Annotated in this window: 18 protein-coding genes; 12 read left to right on the top strand and 6 right to left on the bottom strand. The window is 71.7% G+C overall.

Features of this window, described 5'->3' with window-relative positions; genetic code table 11:
- Nucleotides 1-4: 4 nt before the first annotated feature.
- The 3 genes from IEX47_RS05150 to rpsA all read left to right on the top strand — a co-directional run bounded on the left by IEX47_RS05150 (nucleotide 5) and on the right by rpsA (nucleotide 3,396).
- On the top strand, nucleotides 5-1,081 hold the full coding sequence (locus IEX47_RS05150) for a GH25 family lysozyme (RefSeq protein WP_188782949.1): 1,077 nt from the start codon (nucleotides 5-7) through the stop codon (nucleotides 1,079-1,081).
- Nucleotides 1,082-1,101: 20 nt separating this feature from the next.
- Nucleotides 1,102-1,728 (top strand): phosphotransferase family protein, encoded by a 627-nt coding sequence (locus tag IEX47_RS05145; RefSeq protein WP_188782948.1) that lies wholly within the window; start codon nucleotides 1,102-1,104, stop codon nucleotides 1,726-1,728.
- 204 nt (nucleotides 1,729-1,932) lie between these two features.
- Complete coding sequence (rpsA, locus tag IEX47_RS05140) at nucleotides 1,933-3,396, top strand: 30S ribosomal protein S1 (RefSeq protein WP_188782947.1); 1,464 nt, start codon at nucleotides 1,933-1,935, stop codon at nucleotides 3,394-3,396.
- Between the two features lie 74 nt (nucleotides 3,397-3,470).
- Here rpsA and IEX47_RS05135 read toward each other — a convergent pair whose 3' ends face one another.
- The gene (locus IEX47_RS05135) at nucleotides 3,471-3,626 is read right to left on the bottom strand and encodes a hypothetical protein (protein ID WP_188782946.1); all 156 of its coding nucleotides are present in this window, start codon (nucleotides 3,624-3,626) and stop codon (nucleotides 3,471-3,473) included.
- Nucleotides 3,627-3,719: 93 nt separating this feature from the next.
- Between IEX47_RS05135 and IEX47_RS05130 the strand changes: the two genes are divergently transcribed.
- The 3 genes from IEX47_RS05130 (at nucleotide 3,720) to IEX47_RS05120 (ending at nucleotide 6,835) form a co-directional block, all read left to right on the top strand.
- Nucleotides 3,720-4,679 (top strand): GlxA family transcriptional regulator, encoded by a 960-nt coding sequence (locus IEX47_RS05130; RefSeq protein ID WP_188782945.1) that lies wholly within the window; start codon nucleotides 3,720-3,722, stop codon nucleotides 4,677-4,679.
- Nucleotides 4,680-4,700: 21 nt separating this feature from the next.
- Nucleotides 4,701-5,612 carry a CE1 family esterase gene (locus tag IEX47_RS05125; protein WP_188782944.1) on the top strand — a complete coding sequence of 304 codons (912 nt, stop codon included), beginning with the start codon at nucleotides 4,701-4,703 and terminating at the stop codon, nucleotides 5,610-5,612.
- Between the two features lie 200 nt (nucleotides 5,613-5,812).
- The gene (locus IEX47_RS05120; protein ID WP_188782943.1) at nucleotides 5,813-6,835 is read left to right on the top strand and encodes an SGNH/GDSL hydrolase family protein; all 1,023 of its coding nucleotides are present in this window, start codon (nucleotides 5,813-5,815) and stop codon (nucleotides 6,833-6,835) included.
- Nucleotide 6,836: 1 nt separating this feature from the next.
- Here IEX47_RS05120 and IEX47_RS05115 read toward each other — a convergent pair whose 3' ends face one another.
- Complete coding sequence (locus IEX47_RS05115; protein ID WP_229662645.1) at nucleotides 6,837-8,084, bottom strand: class I adenylate-forming enzyme family protein; 1,248 nt, start codon at nucleotides 8,082-8,084, stop codon at nucleotides 6,837-6,839.
- Between the two features lie 49 nt (nucleotides 8,085-8,133).
- On the opposite strand from IEX47_RS05115, the gene IEX47_RS05110 reads away from it, so the two are divergent.
- Nucleotides 8,134-8,763: a hypothetical protein gene (locus IEX47_RS05110; protein ID WP_188782941.1), complete on the top strand. Its 630-nt coding sequence runs from the start codon at nucleotides 8,134-8,136 to the stop codon at nucleotides 8,761-8,763.
- A gap of 100 nt (nucleotides 8,764-8,863) precedes the next feature.
- Here IEX47_RS05110 and IEX47_RS05105 read toward each other — a convergent pair whose 3' ends face one another.
- Complete coding sequence (locus tag IEX47_RS05105) at nucleotides 8,864-9,124, bottom strand: DNA gyrase subunit A (RefSeq protein ID WP_188782940.1); 261 nt, start codon at nucleotides 9,122-9,124, stop codon at nucleotides 8,864-8,866.
- Between the two features lie 113 nt (nucleotides 9,125-9,237).
- Here IEX47_RS05105 and coaE point away from each other — a divergent pair, with 113 nt between their 5' ends.
- On the top strand, nucleotides 9,238-9,828 hold the full coding sequence (coaE, locus tag IEX47_RS05100; protein WP_188782939.1) for a dephospho-CoA kinase: 591 nt from the start codon (nucleotides 9,238-9,240) through the stop codon (nucleotides 9,826-9,828).
- Nucleotides 9,829-9,894: 66 nt separating this feature from the next.
- On the opposite strand, the gene IEX47_RS05095 is transcribed toward coaE, so the two are convergent.
- Together IEX47_RS05095 and IEX47_RS05090 are read right to left on the bottom strand one after the other, a co-directional pair.
- Complete coding sequence (locus tag IEX47_RS05095; RefSeq protein WP_188782938.1) at nucleotides 9,895-10,839, bottom strand: sigma-70 family RNA polymerase sigma factor; 945 nt, start codon at nucleotides 10,837-10,839, stop codon at nucleotides 9,895-9,897.
- A 186-nt stretch (nucleotides 10,840-11,025) separates the two neighbouring features.
- Complete coding sequence (locus IEX47_RS05090; RefSeq protein WP_188782937.1) at nucleotides 11,026-13,179, bottom strand: S9 family peptidase; 2,154 nt, start codon at nucleotides 13,177-13,179, stop codon at nucleotides 11,026-11,028.
- A gap of 74 nt (nucleotides 13,180-13,253) precedes the next feature.
- Between IEX47_RS05090 and IEX47_RS05085 the strand changes: the two genes are divergently transcribed.
- From IEX47_RS05085 to IEX47_RS05070, 4 genes are read left to right on the top strand one after another with little or no spacing between them, the layout of a single operon-like run.
- Nucleotides 13,254-13,949, top strand: coding sequence for a LamB/YcsF family protein (locus IEX47_RS05085; protein WP_188782936.1), 696 nt, complete (start codon nucleotides 13,254-13,256; stop codon nucleotides 13,947-13,949).
- Nucleotides 13,946-14,587 (top strand): 5-oxoprolinase subunit B family protein, encoded by a 642-nt coding sequence (locus IEX47_RS05080; protein ID WP_229662644.1) that lies wholly within the window; start codon nucleotides 13,946-13,948, stop codon nucleotides 14,585-14,587. The genes IEX47_RS05085 and IEX47_RS05080 overlap by 4 nt, the downstream gene beginning before the upstream one ends.
- Nucleotides 14,588-14,595: 8 nt before the next feature.
- Nucleotides 14,596-15,447: a 5-oxoprolinase subunit C family protein gene (locus IEX47_RS05075; protein WP_229662643.1), complete on the top strand. Its 852-nt coding sequence runs from the start codon at nucleotides 14,596-14,598 to the stop codon at nucleotides 15,445-15,447.
- 21 nt (nucleotides 15,448-15,468) lie between these two features.
- Nucleotides 15,469-16,392 carry an alkaline phosphatase family protein gene (locus tag IEX47_RS05070; protein WP_229662642.1) on the top strand — a complete coding sequence of 308 codons (924 nt, stop codon included), beginning with the start codon at nucleotides 15,469-15,471 and terminating at the stop codon, nucleotides 16,390-16,392.
- On the opposite strand, the gene IEX47_RS05065 is transcribed toward IEX47_RS05070, so the two are convergent.
- Nucleotides 16,385-17,710, bottom strand: a complete 1,326-nt coding sequence (locus IEX47_RS05065; RefSeq protein WP_188782933.1) for a DNA polymerase IV — start codon at nucleotides 17,708-17,710, stop codon at nucleotides 16,385-16,387. The genes IEX47_RS05070 and IEX47_RS05065 overlap by 8 nt on opposite strands.
- Nucleotides 17,711-17,729: the final 19 nt, after the last annotated feature.

Genomic DNA, 17,729 nt, shown 5'->3' with positions numbered 1-17,729 from the left:
CGCCATGAGGACCTCCGTGAGCAAGCTCGCCGGCGCACTCGCCGCCGTCACCGTCACGATCGGCGGCCTGGCCGGCATCACGGCCACTGCCCCGACCGCCACCGCGTCGTACGGCGTCACCGGCGTCGACGTCTCGGCGCACAACCACCCCAACGGGGCGGCGATCAGCTGGGGCACCGTCGCGCAGACCGAGAAGTTCGCCATCGTCAAGGCGACCGAGGGGCTGACCGGCAACTACGACAACGCGTGGTTCGGCCGGGACTTCGACGGCGCGAAGGCAGCCGGACTCGTGGTCGGCACCTACCACTTCGCCGACCCGGGCACTCCGGTCGTCGACGACGCGGTGGGGGAGGCCCGGCACTACTGGGCGACGATCCGGAGCCGCCAGGTCACGGGGGGCCTCCCGCCGGCGCTCGACATCGAGAAGGCCAAGGGGCTCACCCCGACGCAGCTCCAGGGCTGGGTCACGGCCTTCCTGAACGAGACGAAGCGGCTCTCGGGCCGTACGCCGATCGTCTACACGTACCCGTCCTTCTGGGACACCTACATGAAGACGACCGCGCACTCCGGCAACCCGCTGTGGATCGCGCACTACAGCACGAGCCCGCGGATCCCCGGCGGCTGGACCAGCTGGAAGATGTGGCAGTACACCTCCACCGCCGCGGTGCGGGGCATCCCGGACGCCACCGTCGACCGCAACTACTTCAACGGCACCCTCACGCAGCTGAAGGCGTTCGCCGGCGGCACCACGACGACGCCCACGCGCAACGGCGTCTGCGAGGCGGGGGAGTTCTGCTACTACTACAACAGCTACCAGGCCGGGTCGATGTCGGACCACAAGGCCTCGCAGGCCGACTACGGCGCGACGCAGCCGACCTGCTACGAGTTCAAGACCGCCGGCAACGGCCAGGGCGTCTGCGTGAAGAACCACGCCGCCTCGGTCTGGAACCGGACCGGCCACACCGTCCGGGTGTACTTCAACTCCAGCTACGGCGGCTCGTACCAGTCCGTCGCTGCGGGGGCGAAGGTCAACCTCAACAGCACGCTGAAGAACCAGAACGCCTCGCACCGCACCGTGTGACGCGTGGGAGGATCCCGTCCGTGGACCTCTTCGACTCCGGCCTCCGCCCCCTCCCGGGCGGACGGTCGGAGTCGTCGTTCCTGGCCCAGGCCGGCGACGAGATCAGCGTGGTGAGGCTCTGGGTGCGTCCCGACCGCCGTGGCTCCGAGGGCTACGCGATCGAGGTGGCGCTGATGACCCTGCTCCGCGGGATCGTGCCCGTCCCCGAGGTGCGGGAGGTGCGCCGCCCGGTCGGCGACATGCCCGCCCTGGTGGTCACCGGCTTCCTGCCGGGCGAGCGGCTCGACGAGCTCCTGCCGCTGCTCTCCGACGAGCAGCTCGCAGCCGTGGGCGCCGACGTGGGCCGGATCCTGGCCCGCCTCGCCGGCGTGCCGATGCTGCGGGCGGGGGAGTTCCGCGACGCCGAGCTGATCGTCGCTCCCTTCCCGCCGGGGGAGCGCACGGCCGGCCGCGCGGTGCTCGTGCACGGCGACCTGACGGCGGCTCGGCTCCTGGTCGACCCGGTCCGCCTGCGGGTCACCGGGGTGCTCGACTGGGAGGCCGCCCACGCGGGCTCACCCGGCGACGACCTCGCGAGCGTGCTGTCCTGGGCGCCGCAGCCGCTCGCCGACGCTGCGCGGGCGGCGTACGACGGGGTGTGGGGGTAGGTCCACGCCGGGAGGCCGGTTGGACCCCGCGGGTCGCCCGCAGGTATCCTGACGGTTGCACCAGTTGTCTGCCTGTGTCCCGGACAGAGGGGACCCTCGCTCGCCATCACCGCACGTTCCCGTGCGACCGCTCCAACGGTGGTGAAAAGTGGCTTCTGGTGTGCCCGCACGACTCCATCCATCCCCAAGGACTACTTCCTCCTCATGACGAGCACCCTCTCGACTGCCCCGGACTACGACGCGCCCCAGGTGGCCGTCAACGACATCGGTTCCGAGGCCGACTTCCTCGCGGCTATCGACGCGACCATCAAGTACTTCAACGACGGCGACATCGTCGAAGGCACCATCGTCAAGGTCGACCGTGACGAGGTCCTCCTCGACATCGGCTACAAGACCGAAGGTGTCATCCCCTCCCGCGAGCTGAGCATCAAGCACGACGTCGACCCCAACGAGGTCGTTTCCGTGGGCGACCAGGTCGAGGCCCTCGTCCTCCAGAAGGAGGACAAGGAAGGCCGTCTGATCCTGTCCAAGAAGCGCGCGCAGTACGAGCGCGCCTGGGGCACGATCGAGAAGGTCAAGGAGGAGGACGGCGTCGTCGAGGGCACCGTCATCGAGGTCGTCAAGGGCGGCCTCATCATCGACATCGGCCTCCGCGGCTTCCTGCCCGCGTCGCTCGTCGAGATGCGTCGCGTCCGCGACCTGCAGCCGTACGTCGGCCAGGTCCTCGAGGCGAAGATCATCGAGCTCGACAAGAACCGCAACAACGTGGTCCTGTCGCGCCGTGCCTGGCTCGAGCAGACCCAGTCGGAGGTCCGCCAGGGCTTCCTGACCCAGCTCCAGAAGGGTCAGATCCGCAAGGGTGTCGTCTCCTCGATCGTCAACTTCGGTGCGTTCGTGGACCTCGGCGGCGTCGACGGCCTCGTCCACGTCTCGGAGCTCTCCTGGAAGCACATCGACCACCCGTCCGAGGTCGTCACCGTCGGTGACGAGGTCACCGTCGAGGTCCTCGACGTCGACATGGACCGTGAGCGCGTCTCCCTGTCGCTGAAGGCGACGCAGGAGGACCCGTGGCAGCACTTCGCCCGGACCCACCAGATCGGCCAGATCGTCCCGGGTAAGGTCACCAAGCTCGTTCCGTTCGGTTCCTTCGTCCGCGTCGAGGAGGGCATCGAGGGTCTCGTCCACATCTCCGAGCTCGCCGAGCGCCACGTCGAGATCCCGGAGCAGGTCGTCCAGGTCAACGACGACGTCATGGTCAAGATCATCGACATCGACCTCGAGCGTCGCCGGATCTCGCTGTCCCTCAAGCAGGCCAACGAGACCGACACCGCTGCGAACGTCGAGGAGTTCGACCCGACGCTCTACGGCATGACGGCCACCTACGACGAGGCCGGCAACTACGTCTACCCCGAGGGCTTCGACCCGGAGACCGGCGAGTGGCTCGAGGGCTTCGACGAGCAGCGCGCGACGTGGGAGGAGCAGTACGCCAAGGCTCACGCCCGCTGGGAGGCCCACGTCAAGCAGCAGGCCGAGGCCAAGGCGGCCGACGCCGAGGCCGGCGAGGCTTCGTCGTACTCCTCCGCGGCTCCGGTCGAGGAGACCGGCGGCTCGCTGGCTTCCGACGAGGCGCTCCAGGCGCTTCGCGAGAAGCTCACCGGCGGCCAGTGAGTCCCTCACTGATCAGCTGATCAGCACGCACCGGACGGCGGTCACCCTGTGGGGTGGCCGCCGTCCGGCATTTCTCAGAACAGGCGGCGCGGAGTCTGCAGGAGCCAGGTGTCGCTGTCGCGGAAGCGGTCGTGGGGGAGCGAGCCGGTCGTGAAGTGGTCGTTGCGGGCATACCGCACGAGCAGCGCGAGGAGGACGAGGAGGGCGGCGAGGGCGAGGATGCTGGTCATGGCAGTAATTCTTCCCTGCAGGTGATCCTGCCACCAGTGGCAGATATGACGTTGATGGTTGATTAACTGCCATGCCGGTGGAAGAGTGGCTGCATGCTGACCAACGTGGCCGTGATGGTGTGGGACGGCGCGGCCCCCTTCGAGCTCGGCGTGCTCTGCGAGGCCTTCGGCCTGGACCGCTCGCAGCACGGCGTCCCGGTCCTCGACTTCGCGGTCTGCTCGCCCGGTGGCGACGCGGTGCGGATGTCGATGGGCCTGACGATGCAGCCGGAGCACGACCTCTCCCGGGTCCGCTCGGCCGACCTCGTCGCCGTCTCCGCGACCCCGACGCTCGGTGGCACTCCCGAGCCGGTGCTCGCCGAGCTGCGCGCGGCCCACGCCCGCGGCGCGCGGATCCTCTCCGTCTGCAGCGGCGCCTTCGCCCTCGGCGAGGCCGGCCTGCTCGACGGGCGCGAGTGCACCACCCACTGGATGTACACCGAGCGCCTGCAGAAGCAGTTCCCGACCGCGCGCGTCGTCCCCGAGGTGCTGTACGTCGACACCGGTCAGGTCGTCACCTCTGCGGGCAGTGCGGCCGGCCTCGACGCCGCGCTGCACATCTGGCGCGAGGAGTACGGTGCGAACGTCGCGAGCATGGTCGCCCGCCGCGCCGTCGTGCCCCCGCACCGTGACGGCGGCCAGGCGCAGTTCATCGCCCGCGCCGTGCCCGCCTGCGACGCCGAGACGCTCGGGCCGCTGCTGGTCTGGGTGGTCGAGAACCTCCGCGACGACCACAGCGTCGAGTCGCTCGCCCGGCGCGCCCACATGTCGCCGCGCACGTTCGCGCGGAGGTTCCGCGACGAGACCGGCGCGACGCCGCACAGCTGGGTCACCCGCCAGCGCGTGGCGGCGGCCGAGGAGCTCCTCGAGACCACCGAGCAGCCGGTCGAGTGGATCGCCGACCAGGTGGGCTTCGGCAATGCCGCGACCCTGCGGCACCACTTCACACGTGCGCGGGGAGTGAGCCCGCAGCAGTACCGGCGTACGTTCTGCCCGGCGGCCGGCACCGCTTGAGTGGTGCGTGAGACTGGCTCCGTGTCCGTCCAGCTCCGTCGCCACGCCGTTCTCGCCCTCGCCCTCCTGGTGCTCGTCCTGGCCGGGTGTGGTGAGCCGGCCCGGCACGGCAAGGGCAGCGCGTCCCCGTCCGCGTCCCCGTCCGCGTCGCCGTCCGCGTCGCCGTCCGCGTCGGCGTCCGGTGCGCGCGGTCTGATCAAGCTGCCGGACCCGGGCAAGGGAGCGAAGATCGGCTGGGAGCCGCAGCTCGACCCGCTGCCGGGCGGTCGCAGCTACTACGTCGCGATCCCGACCTGCACGGGCTCCCCGGGCTGTACTGCGTGGCTCGCGGCGCCCCGCAAGCTGGTCGTCTGGCTCCACGGCATCGGCCAGGGCGAGGCGCCCGCCATCGTGGCAGGGGCCTTCGAGCGCCTGGGGCAGGTCACGAATGACGTCGTCCCGGCCTTCGGTGTGGCGGCGGGTCCGCGCCACTCCTGGGATGCCGGGATGTGCTGCACGTTCCGGCCGATCGACGACCTGGGCTACCTCGACGACCTGGTCCGCGACGCCTCCGCCCGTACGCCGATCGCGGCCGGCCGCGTGGGCCTCGCCGGCGTCTCCAACGGCGGTCTCCTCGCCACGCGCGCGATCTGCACCCACCCCGACCGCTACCGGGCGATCGCGGTCTGGGCGGCGAGCTGGCGTGGCCCGTGCGCGACGGGGCCGGTGACCATCGGGCACTGGCACGGTGACGCGGACCCGGTGATCCGGCTGCACGGCGGTGCGCTCTCGCTCGGAGGGCACGTCGTCGACTTCCCGCCGGCGGACTGGCTGCGCAACCGGCTTGCGCCGGGCTCCGACTTCGAGCTCACCGTCGTGCCGGGTGCCACGCACCTGACGCTGCCGCCTGCGACGCTCACCGAGATGTTCGCCTGGCTCGACGCGCATCTCTGACCCGGCGCACCTCTGACCCGGCGCGGCTCTGACCCGGCGTGCCCCGGGCCGGGAGTGACCCGGTCGGGCGCCACGCGCGAAGTCGGACAAGTCCTGTCCTTCCGCGCCCTTCTCCGCTAGATTGACGAGTGCCGGTTTCCATTCCGGTGCCGTTGGGTTGGGAGGCCCCGCGGCCACGCTTCCTGGGAGGGGATGGCGCCATGCTGCGTCGTATATTTTCATGCTGTCTTGCGGGTGCCCTGACTGCTCTGGCACTGGTCGCCGCACCGTCCGCGGCGCAGGCGGGGGCGCCGTCGGCGCCGCCGAAGATCATGCTCTTCGGCGACTCGCTGACGCAGGGGTTCAACGGTGACTGGACCTGGCGCTACCGCGTCTGGCAGTCACTGACGGAGGCCGGCCAGGCCTTCGACTTCGTCGGCCCGCGCAACGACGTGGTCGAGTACACGACCTGGAAGCTCGACAGCCAGGGCTACCGCAACCCGGCGTTCGACCGCGACCACGCGTCGCTGGCCGGCATGAAGTTCATGTCCGGCTACTACCAGCTCGCCTCGCTCGCGCGGTCCTACCGTCCTGATGTCGTCGTCGGCCTGATCGGCGTCAACGACCTCCTCGCGGGGACCAGCGTCGCCGACCTGGAGGCGCACTGGCGCGAACAGATCGCGCAGGCGCGCAACGTCGACCGGGGTGTGGACGTCGTGCTGGTGCCGATCCCCGAGACGTGGGCGGCGGGCGTCGTTGACTACAACGCGATGCTCGGGCGGCTCGCCGCGGACCTGGACACCGCGACGGAACGGGTGACGCTGGCACCGCTGGCGAGCCTGTCGATGTGGAGCGACACGTTCGACTATCTGCACCCGACCGCGAGCGGGCAGCGCAAGATCGCCGCCTCGGTGGAGGGCGGCCTGGCCCAGCTCGGCATCGGCAGTGGATCAGCGGCGATGGCCGCCGATCCTGCCGATGACCACCAGTGGGCGCCGGTGCCGTCGGTGACGGTCGCCGGCGGTGCCATCACGGTCGCCTGGAGCGCCGTCACCTACGCCTCGAGCGAGAACGTCTGGCTCCACGACCTGACCGCCGGCACGTCCGGCGTCCAGCGCTACGTCAAGGACACCAGCACGACCTTCCAGGGCGTGGCGGGTCACCAGTACTCCATCTGGCTCGTCCCCGTGAAGGGCTACGGCGCCATGGACACCAGCTCGCTGCCCGTCGAGGTGACGGCCTGATTCAGGCCAGGTCGCGTCGACGGACCTTGCCGGTGAGCGTCCGGGGGAGCTCCGCCAGGTGGCGGTACTCCTTCGGGCGCTTCGGCGGGGCGAGTCGTTCGCGCGCCCAGCGGTCGAGCTCGTCGGCGGTCGCGGTGCCGACCACTGCCGCGACCACGCGCTGCCCCCAGTGGTCGTCGGGCACGCCGTACACCGCGACGTCGGCGACGCCGGGGTGCCCGGCGAGCGTGCTCTCGACCTCGGCGGGGTAGACGTTGACGCCGCCGGTGATGATCAGGTCCTCGCGGCGTCCGTCGAGCCAGAGGTAGCCCTCGGCGTCCAGGCGCCCGAGGTCACCGACGCTGAACGCCGGCCCGTCGGCCGTCTCGCGCCAGGCGGCCGCGGTCTTGGCGGGGTCGTTGAAATAGCTGAACCGGGCGTACGCCGGCACGGTGCACCAGATCTGGCCGTCCTGGTCGAGCTGGAGCGTGCGCCCCGGCCGAGCGCGTCCGACCGTGCCGGGTCGCTCGAGCCACTCCTCGCTGCGGCAGGCGGTGAACTGGCCCTCGGTCGAGCCGTAGAACTCCCACGTGCTCCCCGCGGGGAAGGCATCGATCAGCCGGCGCTTGAGCGGCTCGGGGCAGGCGGCTCCCGCGTGGGCCACGAGCCGGAAGCAGCCCAGGTCGGGGGTGCCGTGCTCGTCCCAGTGGGCGAAGAGGCGCTGCAGGTGCGCGGGCACGCAGAACATCGTCGTGGGCCGCTCCCGCTCGATCGTCGCGGTGATGCCCGCCGGGTCGAACGCCGGCTGCCTGCCGTCGGCGTCGAAGCCAGTGATCTGGCCGCCGGCGAGCAGGGTTCCCATCGCGAAGCGCAGGGGAGCGGAGTGGTAGAGCGGGCTGAGCACGAGGTTGACGTCGGTCGCCTCGAAGCCCCAGAGGTCGCGCTCCTCGGCAACGAGCGCCTGCGCGTCGGCGGGGTCGAGGAGTCCGGAGAAGACGCCCTTCGGCGTGCCGGTCGTGCCGCTGGTGACGTGCATGGGTCGCCCGAGCGGCAGGCCGTGCGGGCCGGCGAGCGCTGCCAGCTGGGTGTCGTCGGTGACGGTCAGGGCGGGATCCAGGTTCCCGAGGATCCGCTCGCGCTCGTACGCCGTCAGGCGCGGGTCGAGCGGGACCGGGAAGACGCCGCGGGCCAGCAGCGACAGCACCACGTCGACGTACGACCGGGAGCCGGGGACGAGGAGGGCGACGCGGTCACCGGGCTGCAGGGGCATGGCGCTCATTCTCCCTGCCGGGGCGGGCGGTCGTCGCTACCGTGCTCGCATGGATGACAGGCAACGGTCGTACGGCGTGGCCCTGCTCGTCGCGTCGCTGGCCTACGCCAGCCTCCATCACCTGGGGCTGCTGCCCGCGTGGGACGGGCCGTCCGGCACCCGGTGGAACGACTGGCTCGACCTGCTCGTGCCGTGGCTGGTGCTCGGACCGGCCGCGTGGGTGCTGGTTGCTGCCGCGGCGTCGCCGCGGGCCTGGCTGGCCTTCGCGGCGGGTGCGCTGCTCTACGCCTCGGGCCACGGGATCCACCTCGCCGCGAACTCGATCGGCAACGTCGCACCGGGCGAGACCGCGCACCTGTGGGACGAGGAGGTGGGCCACCTGGTCTGGTACGCCGGTGCCGCCGTCGTCGGCGGTGCCGTTGCCGGGACGATGCGAGGGCGGCGGCTTCCGACGGGTGCCGGGCTTCTCCTGGGCCTGGCCGCTGGGGCCGCCGTCGGCACGACCTGGGCGACCAACGCACTGGGCGGCGGCTCACTGGTGCTGGCGGTGGTCGTCGCGCTCGCGGCATGCGCCTTCGGCTGGCACGAACGCCGCTCGCTCGGGCGTCTCGTCGGTGCCGCCGGTGTAGCGGCGCTCGGCGTACTGCTGGCGGGCCTGGCTGCCGCCCTGCGTGCATGAAGGGACACGTTGGCGCACAACGTGCCCGACGTTCGTGGACAAACCAGACAGTTGGACGGTCAATGTGTCCCGTCGCGCACGCCTGAGGCCGCGAGGGGGCTTAGGTGCTCAGTTCCGCGATCGTGCGCCGCAGCTCGTCGCGACGTGCGGTCCAGCGCTCGCGCTGCTCGCGCGTCAGGCGCCGCAGTTGCATCTCGAGCACGGCGCTCGCGCCCTCGTCGTCCACGCCGAGCAGCGCACGCACCCGAGCGAGCGCCTCCTCGTTGTCCTCCGCGGCCTCAACGGCGGCGAACACCTCGGACCGGCGCTCCATGCCGAGCGCGATCGCCTCGATGATCGCCAGCTGCTCCACGAGCAGCACGCGCCTCTCCTCGCCGGTCGGTTCATCGCGCCTGCGCTTCGGGAACGGCATACTTCATTGAACCGGAGGAGTGCGGCCAGCGTCCTCACCTCGCGCGTGCCAGAATCCCGCGCATGACCCTTCGTCTCGGCCTCACCGGTGGCATCGCGAGCGGCAAGAGCACGGTCTCGAGGATCTTCGCCGAGCTCGGCGCGATCATCATCGACTCGGACGTGCTCGCGCGGGAGGTCGTGGCGCCGGGCACCGAGGGCCTCGCCGAGGTCGTCGCAGCGTTCGGGCCGGAGATCCTCACCGAGGACGGCGAGATGGACCGGGCCAAGGTGGGCGCGATCGTCTTCGCGGACCCGGACAAGAGGAAGGTCCTCGAGCAGGTGATCCACCCGCGGGTCTTCCTGCGCGCCCTCGAGATCGACCAGGCGGCGGGGGAGCACGACGTCGTCATCAACGACATCCCGCTGCTCGTGGAGACCAACCAGGCCGACCGGTTCGACGCGGTCGTCGTGGTCGACGTACCGACGGAGCTGCAGGTCGAGCGGATGGTCCGCGACCGCGGCATGACACCGGACGAGGCGTCCGCGCGCATCGCGGCCCAGGCCTCCCGCGAGCAGCGGCTCGCCGTCGCGACGTACGTCATCGAGAACACCGGCACGCTCGAGGAGCTGCGCGAGCGCGTCCGCCAGGTCTGGGACCAGCTTCCGCGCTAGAAATGGCGTCAGCCCGCCTCCGGGGAGGCGGGCTGACGGCCGGGCTGCTTCTGGGAGGGAGCAGGATCAGGCGGCGAGGTCCGGGTCGGCGAAGCGGCGGAGCTTCTGCAGGGCCTCGCGCTCGAGCTGGCGCACGCGCTCGGCGGAGATGCCGTGCTTGGCGCCGATGTCGGCGAGCTTGTGCTGGCGGCCGTCGACGAGGCCGTAGCGCGAGCGGATGATGTCGGCCGCACGGTCGTCGAGCTTCTCGACGAGGGTGTTGAGCCGGTCGCGCGCCTCGACGTCGAGGAACTCCAGGTCCGGGCCGGGCGAGGAGTCCTGCGCCATCAGGTCACCGAGCGAGGTGTCGCCGTCGTCGTCGATCGGGGCGTCGAGGCTGACGTGCTCACGGCCCCATGCCATCAGGTCGAGCACCCGCTCCAGCGGCGTGCCGAGCTCCTGGGCGATCTCCTCGGGCTCCGGGTCGCGGCCGAGCTGGCGCTCGAGCGTGCGGCGGGCCGAGCCGATCTGGTTGATCTCCTCGACGACGTGCACGGGGAGGCGCACGACGCGGGCCTGCTGCGCGATGCCGCGCGTGATCGCCTGACGCACCCACCAGGTGGCGTACGTCGAGAACTTGTAGCCCTTGGTGTAGTCGAACTTCTCGACCGCACGGATCAGGCCCGTGTTGCCCTCCTGGATCAGGTCGAGCATCGGCATCTGCGCGCGGCCGTACTTGCGGGCGATGGAGACGACGAGACGCAGGTTGGCGGTGATGAACCGGTCGACGGCACGCTGCCCCTCCTCAGCGAGCCACTCGAGCTCCTCGCGGGTGGCGCCACCCGGCGCGCGGTTCTTGCCGCGCGTGGCGTAGCGACCCTCCTCGAGCAGCCTCTCGGCGAGCAGGCCCGCCTCGATGGCCTTGGAGAGCTCGACCTCGGTCGCTGCGTCGAGCAGCGGGTTGCGGGCGATCTCATCCAGGTAGAGGCCGACGCTGTCGCGTCCCTCGATCTCACGGGTTCCTGCAGTCATGGCAGCCCTCCTTCCCGTTTGCGTGACAGCGGGGAGTACTGCCACACGTTCCTGCAACGTCCCGTGTGGGTGCGGGATTCCCCCCGTACCCCGGTGTTGCCTTCACACACATTGACGCGTGATCGGGCCGGGAAGTTGCCGCGGGCAACGAATCTCAGGGACTTCTCAGGGCGACTCAGGAGGGGCTCAGGCCAGGCCCATCCGCTCGAGGATCCAGGCGAGGGTGAACGCGCGGTCCTTCCAGGCCTGGTAGCGCCCGGAGACACCGCCGTGGCCAGCTGCCATCTCGGTCTTCAGCAGGAACTCGCGACGCCCGACGGCCGTGTCGCGGAGCTTCGCGATCCACTTCGCCGGCTCGACGTAGAGCACCCGGGTGTCGTTGAGCGAGGTCTCCGCGAGGATCGGCGGATAGTCCACCGCCGCGACGTTGTGGTACGGCGCGTAGCCCCGCATGCAGGCGTACGTCGCGGGGTCGTCGGTCGGGTTGCCCCACTCCTCGTACTCCATGACGGTGAGCGGGAGGCTCGCATCGAGCATCGTGGTCAGCGCGTCGACGAACGGGACCTGCGCGACGACGCCGGCCCACAGCTCGGGGGCCAGGTTGGCGATCGCGCCCATGAGCAGGCCGCCGGCCGACCCGCCCTCGGCGACGAGCCGGTCGGGGGAGGTCCAGCCCTCGGCGACGAGGTGGCGCGCGCAGGCGACGAAATCGGTGAACGTGTGGGGCTTGGCCAGGAGCTTGCCGTCCTCGTACCAGTGCCGGCCCATCTCGCCGCCACCGCGCACGTGGGCGATCGCGAAGCCGGCGCCCCGGTCGAGGAGGGAGAGCCGGGCGACCGAGAAGTACGGGTCGATCGACGACTCGTAGGAGCCGTAGCCGTAGAGCAGGACGGGCACGGAGCCGTCGCGCGGCGCACCTGCGGGCACGACGATCGAGATCGGCACCTGCGTGCCGTCGTCGGCGGTTGCCCAGATCCTGTGCTGCTCGTACGCCGTGGGGTCGAACGGGCGGCCGTCGGGTGCCGGCAGCACCTCCGACTCCTTGAGCAGGGTCAGCGAGCGCGAGGCCACGTCGTACGCGTACACGGCGCCGGGGCGCGCCATCGTGGTGTAGCCGAGGCGGACGACGGGCTGGGTGAACTCCGGGTTGGAGCCCGAGCCGATCGTGTAGACCTCGTCGTCGAACTCCACGAGGAAGTCGTCGGCGATGCCGTCGGCGTCGAGGGGGAGCAGGCGCAGTCGGGTCAGCCCCTCGGAGCGCTGGTGCACCACCAGGTGCCCGGCGAAGGCGTCCACGTCCTCCAGACGCACGCCCGGGGTGTGGGCGATCAGCGGCTTCCAGGCGTCGACCGGGGTCGGGGTGATCGGCGCGGTGGCCAGCTCGAAGTCGGGGCCGGTGGCGTTGTGCATGACGAGGAAGAGGTCCTCGCCGCCGATGATGGCGTGCTCGAGGGAGTACTCCACGCCCTCGACCCGCGGCCACTCCTGCCAGCCCTTCGCGCGGTCCTGCGTGTCGAGCACGCGGTAGGCGCTGGTCGTCTTCGAGCCGCTCGCGATCATCACGAAGCGGTCGCTGCGGGTGCGACCGATGCCGAGCCAGAAGCGGGCGTCGGGCTCGGTGAAGACCAGCTCGTCGTCGGCCTGGGGAGCGCCGAGCGTGTGGCGCCAGATCTTGTCGGGTCGCCACGACTCGTCGACCGTGGCGTAGTAGAAGGCGGTGCCGTCCGGGTCCCAGGTCGCGCCGCCCATGACGCCTTCGATGGTGTCCGGCAGGAGCTCGCCGGTGGCGAGGTCCTTCACCCGGATCGTGTAGCGCTCGTCGCCGACGACGTCGGTCGCGTAGGCGAGCAGCCGCTCGTCCTGGGCGATCGACGAGCCGCCGAGCGAGAAGAAGTCGTGGCCGTCGGCCAGCTCGTTCATGTCGAGCAGGAGCTGCTCACCCGGGAGCGCCGGCTGGTCGGGCGCACAGTCCTCGGCGGGCCTGGGCGGAGTCCAGTCGTCGGGGCCGTCGACCGGCACGCGGCAGCTCGCGCCGTACTCCTTGCCGGCGAAGCTGCGCGAGTAGTACCAGTGACCGCGGATCCGGTAGGGCACCGACAGGTCGGTCTCGCGCGTGCGCGCCTTGATCTCGTCGAAGAGCTGCTGGCGCAGGTCCGCGAGATGCTCGGTCTGCGCGGCGGTGTACGCGTTCTCCGCCTCGAGGTGCGCGATGACCTCGGGGTCCTCCTTCGCGCGCAGCCACTCGTAGTCGTCGACGAAGGTGTCGCCGTGGTGCGTGGTGGTGACGGGGACCTTCTTCGCGACGGGCGCCTGCGGCGTCGCGACCTGCTGCTCGGACATGCCGGCGAGCCTAGCGAGCCGCACCGACGGCGCAGGCGCAGCGGGTGGTCAGGGGCAGCGGGCAGGATGGAGCCATGACCCGGACGATCGACCTGAACGCGGACCTCGGCGAGGAGATCACCGACGACGCCGCCCTGCTCGCCGTGGTGACGTCGGCCAACGTGGCGTGCGGCTACCACGCCGGTACGCCGGCGACCATGCGCTTCGTCTGCGAGGAGGCCGCGCGGCGCGGCGTCGCGATCGGCGCCCAGGTCTCCTACGCCGACCGCGCGCACTTCGGCCGGCGTGCGCTCGACATCTCGCCCTCGTTGTTGCGCGACCACGTCTTCGACCAGGTCGGCACGCTCTGCGAGATCGCCGATGCGGCCGGCGTCCGCGTCTCCTACGTCAAGCCCCACGGCGCGCTCTACAACCGGGTCGTGACCGACCCGGAGCAGGCCGCCGCGGTCCTCGCCGGGTCGGGTGACCTGCCGGTGCTAGGCCTGCCCGGAGGCGTCTTCGTCGCGGCAGCGGCGGCCGCCGGCAGGCAGGTCTTCCGCGAGGGCTTCCCGGACCGCGGCTACACGCCGTCCGGACAGCTGGTTCCGCGCGACCAGCCGGGCGCGCTTGTCGAGGAGGTCGAGGTCGTCGCGGCCAACGCCGTGCGCCTCGCCGACGCGGTGGACTCGGTCTGCGTCCACGGCGACTCGCCGTCCGCGGTCGACGCCGCCCTGGCCGTACGCCGTGCGCTCGAGGCCGCGGGCTGGTCGCTGGCTCCGTTCGTGCGGTGACAGCCGTGCTGTCGGTGTCGGGGGTGCCCGGGGTGACCGCCGTCCGCCCCGTCGGCGCGACCGCCGCACTGGTCGAGGTCGACGACGCGGCGCACGCGCTGGCGCTGTCACTCTGGCTGCGCTCACGCGTGGCTGCGCTCGACGTCGTGCCCGCCGCTGCGACCGTGCTCGTCGACGGTTGCTCGGCAGCCGACCTGCACGCCGTCGTGGGTCACTGGACGGGCTCCGCCGACACGCCTGACGGACCGCTGGTCGAGGTGCCGGTGGTCTACGACGGTCCCGACCTCGCTGGGGTGGCGGGTCTGCTCGGGCTCACCGTCGACGAGGTCGTGGCGGCCCACACGGAGACCGAGCACGTGGTGGCGTTCTGTGGCTTCGCACCGGGCTTCGGCTACCTGGCCGGCTCGCCGTGGGACGTGCCCCGCCTCGCCTCGCCACGGGCTTGGGTGGAGCCCGGCTCCGTGGGCCTCGCCGCTTCGTGGACCGGCGTCTACCCGACCGCGTCTCCCGGCGGCTGGCAGCTGGTCGGGCGCACGGACGTCGTGCTCTGGGATCCCTCTGCTCCTCGCCCCGCGCTGTTCGAGCCGGGGACCCGGGTGCGCTTCGTGCAGGTTGCTGCACTGGGCGGTGGCTCGTGACGCCGGCCGTGCGGGTTCTCGAGGTGCTGGCGGCAACCGGCCTGGTGACGGTCCAGGACGCCGGCCGGCCCGGCTTCGCTCACCTCGGCGTGCCGCGGGCCGGGTGGCTCGACGAGCCGGCTGCACTGCTGGCCAACCGGCTGGTGGGCAACGAGGCGTCCGCGGCGGTGCTGGAGGTGCTGGGCACGGTCGCAGTGCGTCCCGCAGGGCCGACGTGGGTCGCGGTCACCGGCGCCTGCTCCCCGGTGAGCGTGGCCGGCCGGGCCGTTGCCTTCGGCGAGCCGGTGCACGTCCCCGCCGGCGCGGTCCTGCGCGTGGACCTGCCGATGACCGGTGTCCGCTCGTACCTCGCCGTCGCCGGTGGCATCGCGGTCGAGCCCGTCCTCGGGTCGCGTGCGACCGACACGCTCGCCTGGGTCGGCCCGGCGCGCGTCGAGGGCGGCGCCCGGCTGCCGATCGGCGCTGCTGCGGGCGAACCGCAGGCGCTCGACACCCCGCGCGCGCCGATGGTCTCAGCGCTGCGCCTCCTGCCCGGGCCCCGGGCCGACTGGTTCGACGGGGACCCGCTCGACGCCCTCGTGGCGGGCCCGTGGACCGTGGACGCCGACTCCAACCGCGTGGGGCTGCGCCTGGACGGGCCCGCCCTGCGGCGCCACCCGGCGTACGTCGGAAGGGAGCTGGCCAGCGAGGGCATGGTGCTCGGCGCCGTCCAGGTCCCGCCGTCGGGGAAGCCCGTCGTCTTCCTCGCCGACCACCCGGTGACCGGCGGCTACCCGGTCGCGGCCGTCGTGCACCCCGACGACCTGTGGATGTGCGCGCAGGTGGGGCCGGGGGAGCGCCTCCGGTTCCGTCGCGGCTGACCGTCGTGTTGTGATGGAGGTGTGAACCGAGCTGCCCGCATCGCCGTTGCCGTGACCACCCTCGTGGCCTCCGTGGTCGCGCTGGCCGTCCTCTTCGTGGTGCGCGACGAGCCCGGCGCCGGCAAGCCCTCGACCGGCGGCACGATCGCTCCGGTCTCCACCTCGGTGCCGCGCGTCACCAAGGTGATGGTGGTGATGGTCGAGAACCACTCGCTGTCGCAGATGAAGGCGGGCATGCCGAAGACGTTCGCGTTCGCGTCGAAGTACGCCTACGCGAGCAACTACTACGCGATCCGGCACCCCTCGCTGCCCAACTACATCGCGATCGCGTCGGGCTCGACGTACGGCATCACCGACGACAAGCCGCCGTCGGCCCACCAGCTGAAGGGGCGCAGCGTCTTCAGCCAGGCGCTCGCCAACGGCAGGACCGCTCGGACGTACGCCGACTCGATGCCGTCCAACTGCTACCTGTCCAACTACGGCTACTACGCGGTGCGCCACAACCCGTGGACGTACTTCGTCGACAGCCGCACCGGCTGCCGGAAGTACGACAACCCGGCCTCGCGCTTCGCCACCGATGCTGCCGGCGGGCACCTGCCGAACGTCGGGTTCCTGATCCCCAACGTGGTCCACGACGCGCACGACGGCACGCTCGCGCAGGCGGACGACTGGATCGCGCGACGGATCAACATGATGACCTCCGGCCCGGACTGGGCGGCGGGGCGCCTGGCGATCGTGATCACGGCCGACGAGGACGCCCACAACGAAGGCAACCGGGTGCTGACCGTCGTCGGCTCGAAGTACCAGGCCCACAAGGTCGTCACCACGCGCCTCAACCACTACTCGCTGACGCGGTTCATCGAGGACGTCCTGCACGTCTCGCACCTGCGCAACGCGAGGTACGCCGCCGACATGCGCGCCGCCTTCGGCGTGCGGGTCAGCTGACCTCGTCGTCGGTGGGGCGGGTCCAGGGCGCGAGCTCCGGGTCGTCGGCCTTGTAGGAGCGGACCGGGCCCGGCCCGGTCTCGGCGGTCTCGAAGCGGACCGTGACCACGCCGCTGCCGGCGCCCCAGACCCAGCCGCGGCCCATCCTGGCGTGGACGACGTCCTGACCGGGCCACCACTGGGCGCGCATGCGCGACGGCAGCTCCGGCAGCTCCGGCAGCTCCTCCTCGGGCTCGGCTTCGGCGACGCTGCCGAAGAGGTCGTCCTGCACCCAGTCGGCCAGGCCGCTGACGCCGACGCCGAGGAGCCGCACGCCGCCGCTGGGGTCGAGGTCACCCAGCATCGTGCGCGCCAGGCGGGCGATCGTCGACGCGCTGTCGGTGGGACTGGGCAGCGTGGTCGAGCGGGAGAGCGTCGTGAAGTCGTGGAGCCGCACCTTGATGCTGATCGTGCGTCCGGAGAGGCCGTGCTTGAGCAGCCGCGTCGCGACCGAGGAGGCCTGACGGGTGAGCACCGCCTCCATCACCCTCCGGTCGGTGAGGTCCTCCTCGTAGGTGCCCTCGACGCTGACCGACTTCGCCTCGCGCTCGGCCACGACCGGCCGGTCGTCGAGGGCCCGCGACAGGCGCCAGAGCCCGTGGCCGTGGGCCTGGCCCAGCTCGAGGACGAGCTCCTCCTCGCCGCGTGACTGCAGGTCGGCGACGGTGCTGACGCCCATGCGCCGCAGTCGCTCGGCGGTCGCGGGCCCGACGCCGGGGATCACCTTCACCGACATCGGCCGGAGCAGCTGCTGCTCGCGCCCGGGCTCCACGACGACGAGGCCGTCGGGCTTGTCGAGGTCGCTGGCGACCTTCGCCATGAACTTGCTGGTGCCGATGCCGACGCTGGCGGTGAGCCCGCCGGTCGCCTCGGCAACCCGCGCGCGCAGCTCATGGCCGAACGCGGTCAGGCCCTCGAGGCTGAAGTCGGTCACCCCGCCCGCGGCGAGGTCGACGAACGCCTCGTCGAGGCTGAGCGGCTCGACCAGCGGCGAGACCTCCCGAAGCAGGCCCATCACGATGCGCGACGCCTCGCCGTACGCCGGGAACCGGCCGCCGAGGAACGCCGCGTGCGGGCACCGGGCGCGTGCCTCGCGGGTCGACATCGCGGAGCGGACGCCGAAGACGCGGGCCTCGTAGGAGCACGTGGCCACCACACCGCGTCCGCCCGTGCCGCCGACGATCACCGGCTTGCCCCGGAGCGAGGGCTTGTCGCGCTGCTCGACGGAGGCGTAGAAGGCGTCGAGGTCGAGGTGGAGCACGCTCGCCTCGGACCTCATGGGGCGGAACCTACCCGAG

Source organism: Nocardioides phosphati (assembly GCF_014646375.1).
Taxonomy (GTDB): Bacteria; Actinomycetota; Actinomycetes; order Propionibacteriales; family Nocardioidaceae; genus Nocardioides; species Nocardioides phosphati.
The sequence above is the reverse complement of the archived record's forward strand: the minus strand, read 5'-3'. Positions and strand labels throughout refer to the sequence as shown.

What these genes read in the sequence shown, in the direction of transcription:
- IEX47_RS05090 (WP_188782937.1), bottom strand. Translation starts at nt 13,179, where the DNA reads ATGTCCGAGCAGCAGGTCGCGACGCCGCAGGCGCCCGTCGCGAAGAAG.
- rpsA (WP_188782947.1), top strand. Translation starts at nt 1,933, where the DNA reads ATGACGAGCACCCTCTCGACTGCCCCGGACTACGACGCGCCCCAGGTG.
- coaE (WP_188782939.1), top strand. Translation starts at nt 9,238, where the DNA reads ATGACCCTTCGTCTCGGCCTCACCGGTGGCATCGCGAGCGGCAAGAGC.
- IEX47_RS05085 (WP_188782936.1), top strand. Translation starts at nt 13,254, where the DNA reads ATGACCCGGACGATCGACCTGAACGCGGACCTCGGCGAGGAGATCACC.
- IEX47_RS05110 (WP_188782941.1), top strand. Translation starts at nt 8,134, where the DNA reads ATGGATGACAGGCAACGGTCGTACGGCGTGGCCCTGCTCGTCGCGTCG.
- IEX47_RS05135 (WP_188782946.1), bottom strand. Translation starts at nt 3,626, where the DNA reads ATGACCAGCATCCTCGCCCTCGCCGCCCTCCTCGTCCTCCTCGCGCTG.
- IEX47_RS05065 (WP_188782933.1), bottom strand. Translation starts at nt 17,710, where the DNA reads ATGAGGTCCGAGGCGAGCGTGCTCCACCTCGACCTCGACGCCTTCTAC.
- IEX47_RS05115 (WP_229662645.1), bottom strand. Translation starts at nt 8,084, where the DNA reads ATGCCCCTGCAGCCCGGTGACCGCGTCGCCCTCCTCGTCCCCGGCTCC.
- IEX47_RS05120 (WP_188782943.1), top strand. Translation starts at nt 5,813, where the DNA reads ATGCTGCGTCGTATATTTTCATGCTGTCTTGCGGGTGCCCTGACTGCT.
- IEX47_RS05150 (WP_188782949.1), top strand. Translation starts at nt 5, where the DNA reads ATGAGGACCTCCGTGAGCAAGCTCGCCGGCGCACTCGCCGCCGTCACC.
- IEX47_RS05130 (WP_188782945.1), top strand. Translation starts at nt 3,720, where the DNA reads ATGCTGACCAACGTGGCCGTGATGGTGTGGGACGGCGCGGCCCCCTTC.
- IEX47_RS05095 (WP_188782938.1), bottom strand. Translation starts at nt 10,839, where the DNA reads ATGACTGCAGGAACCCGTGAGATCGAGGGACGCGACAGCGTCGGCCTC.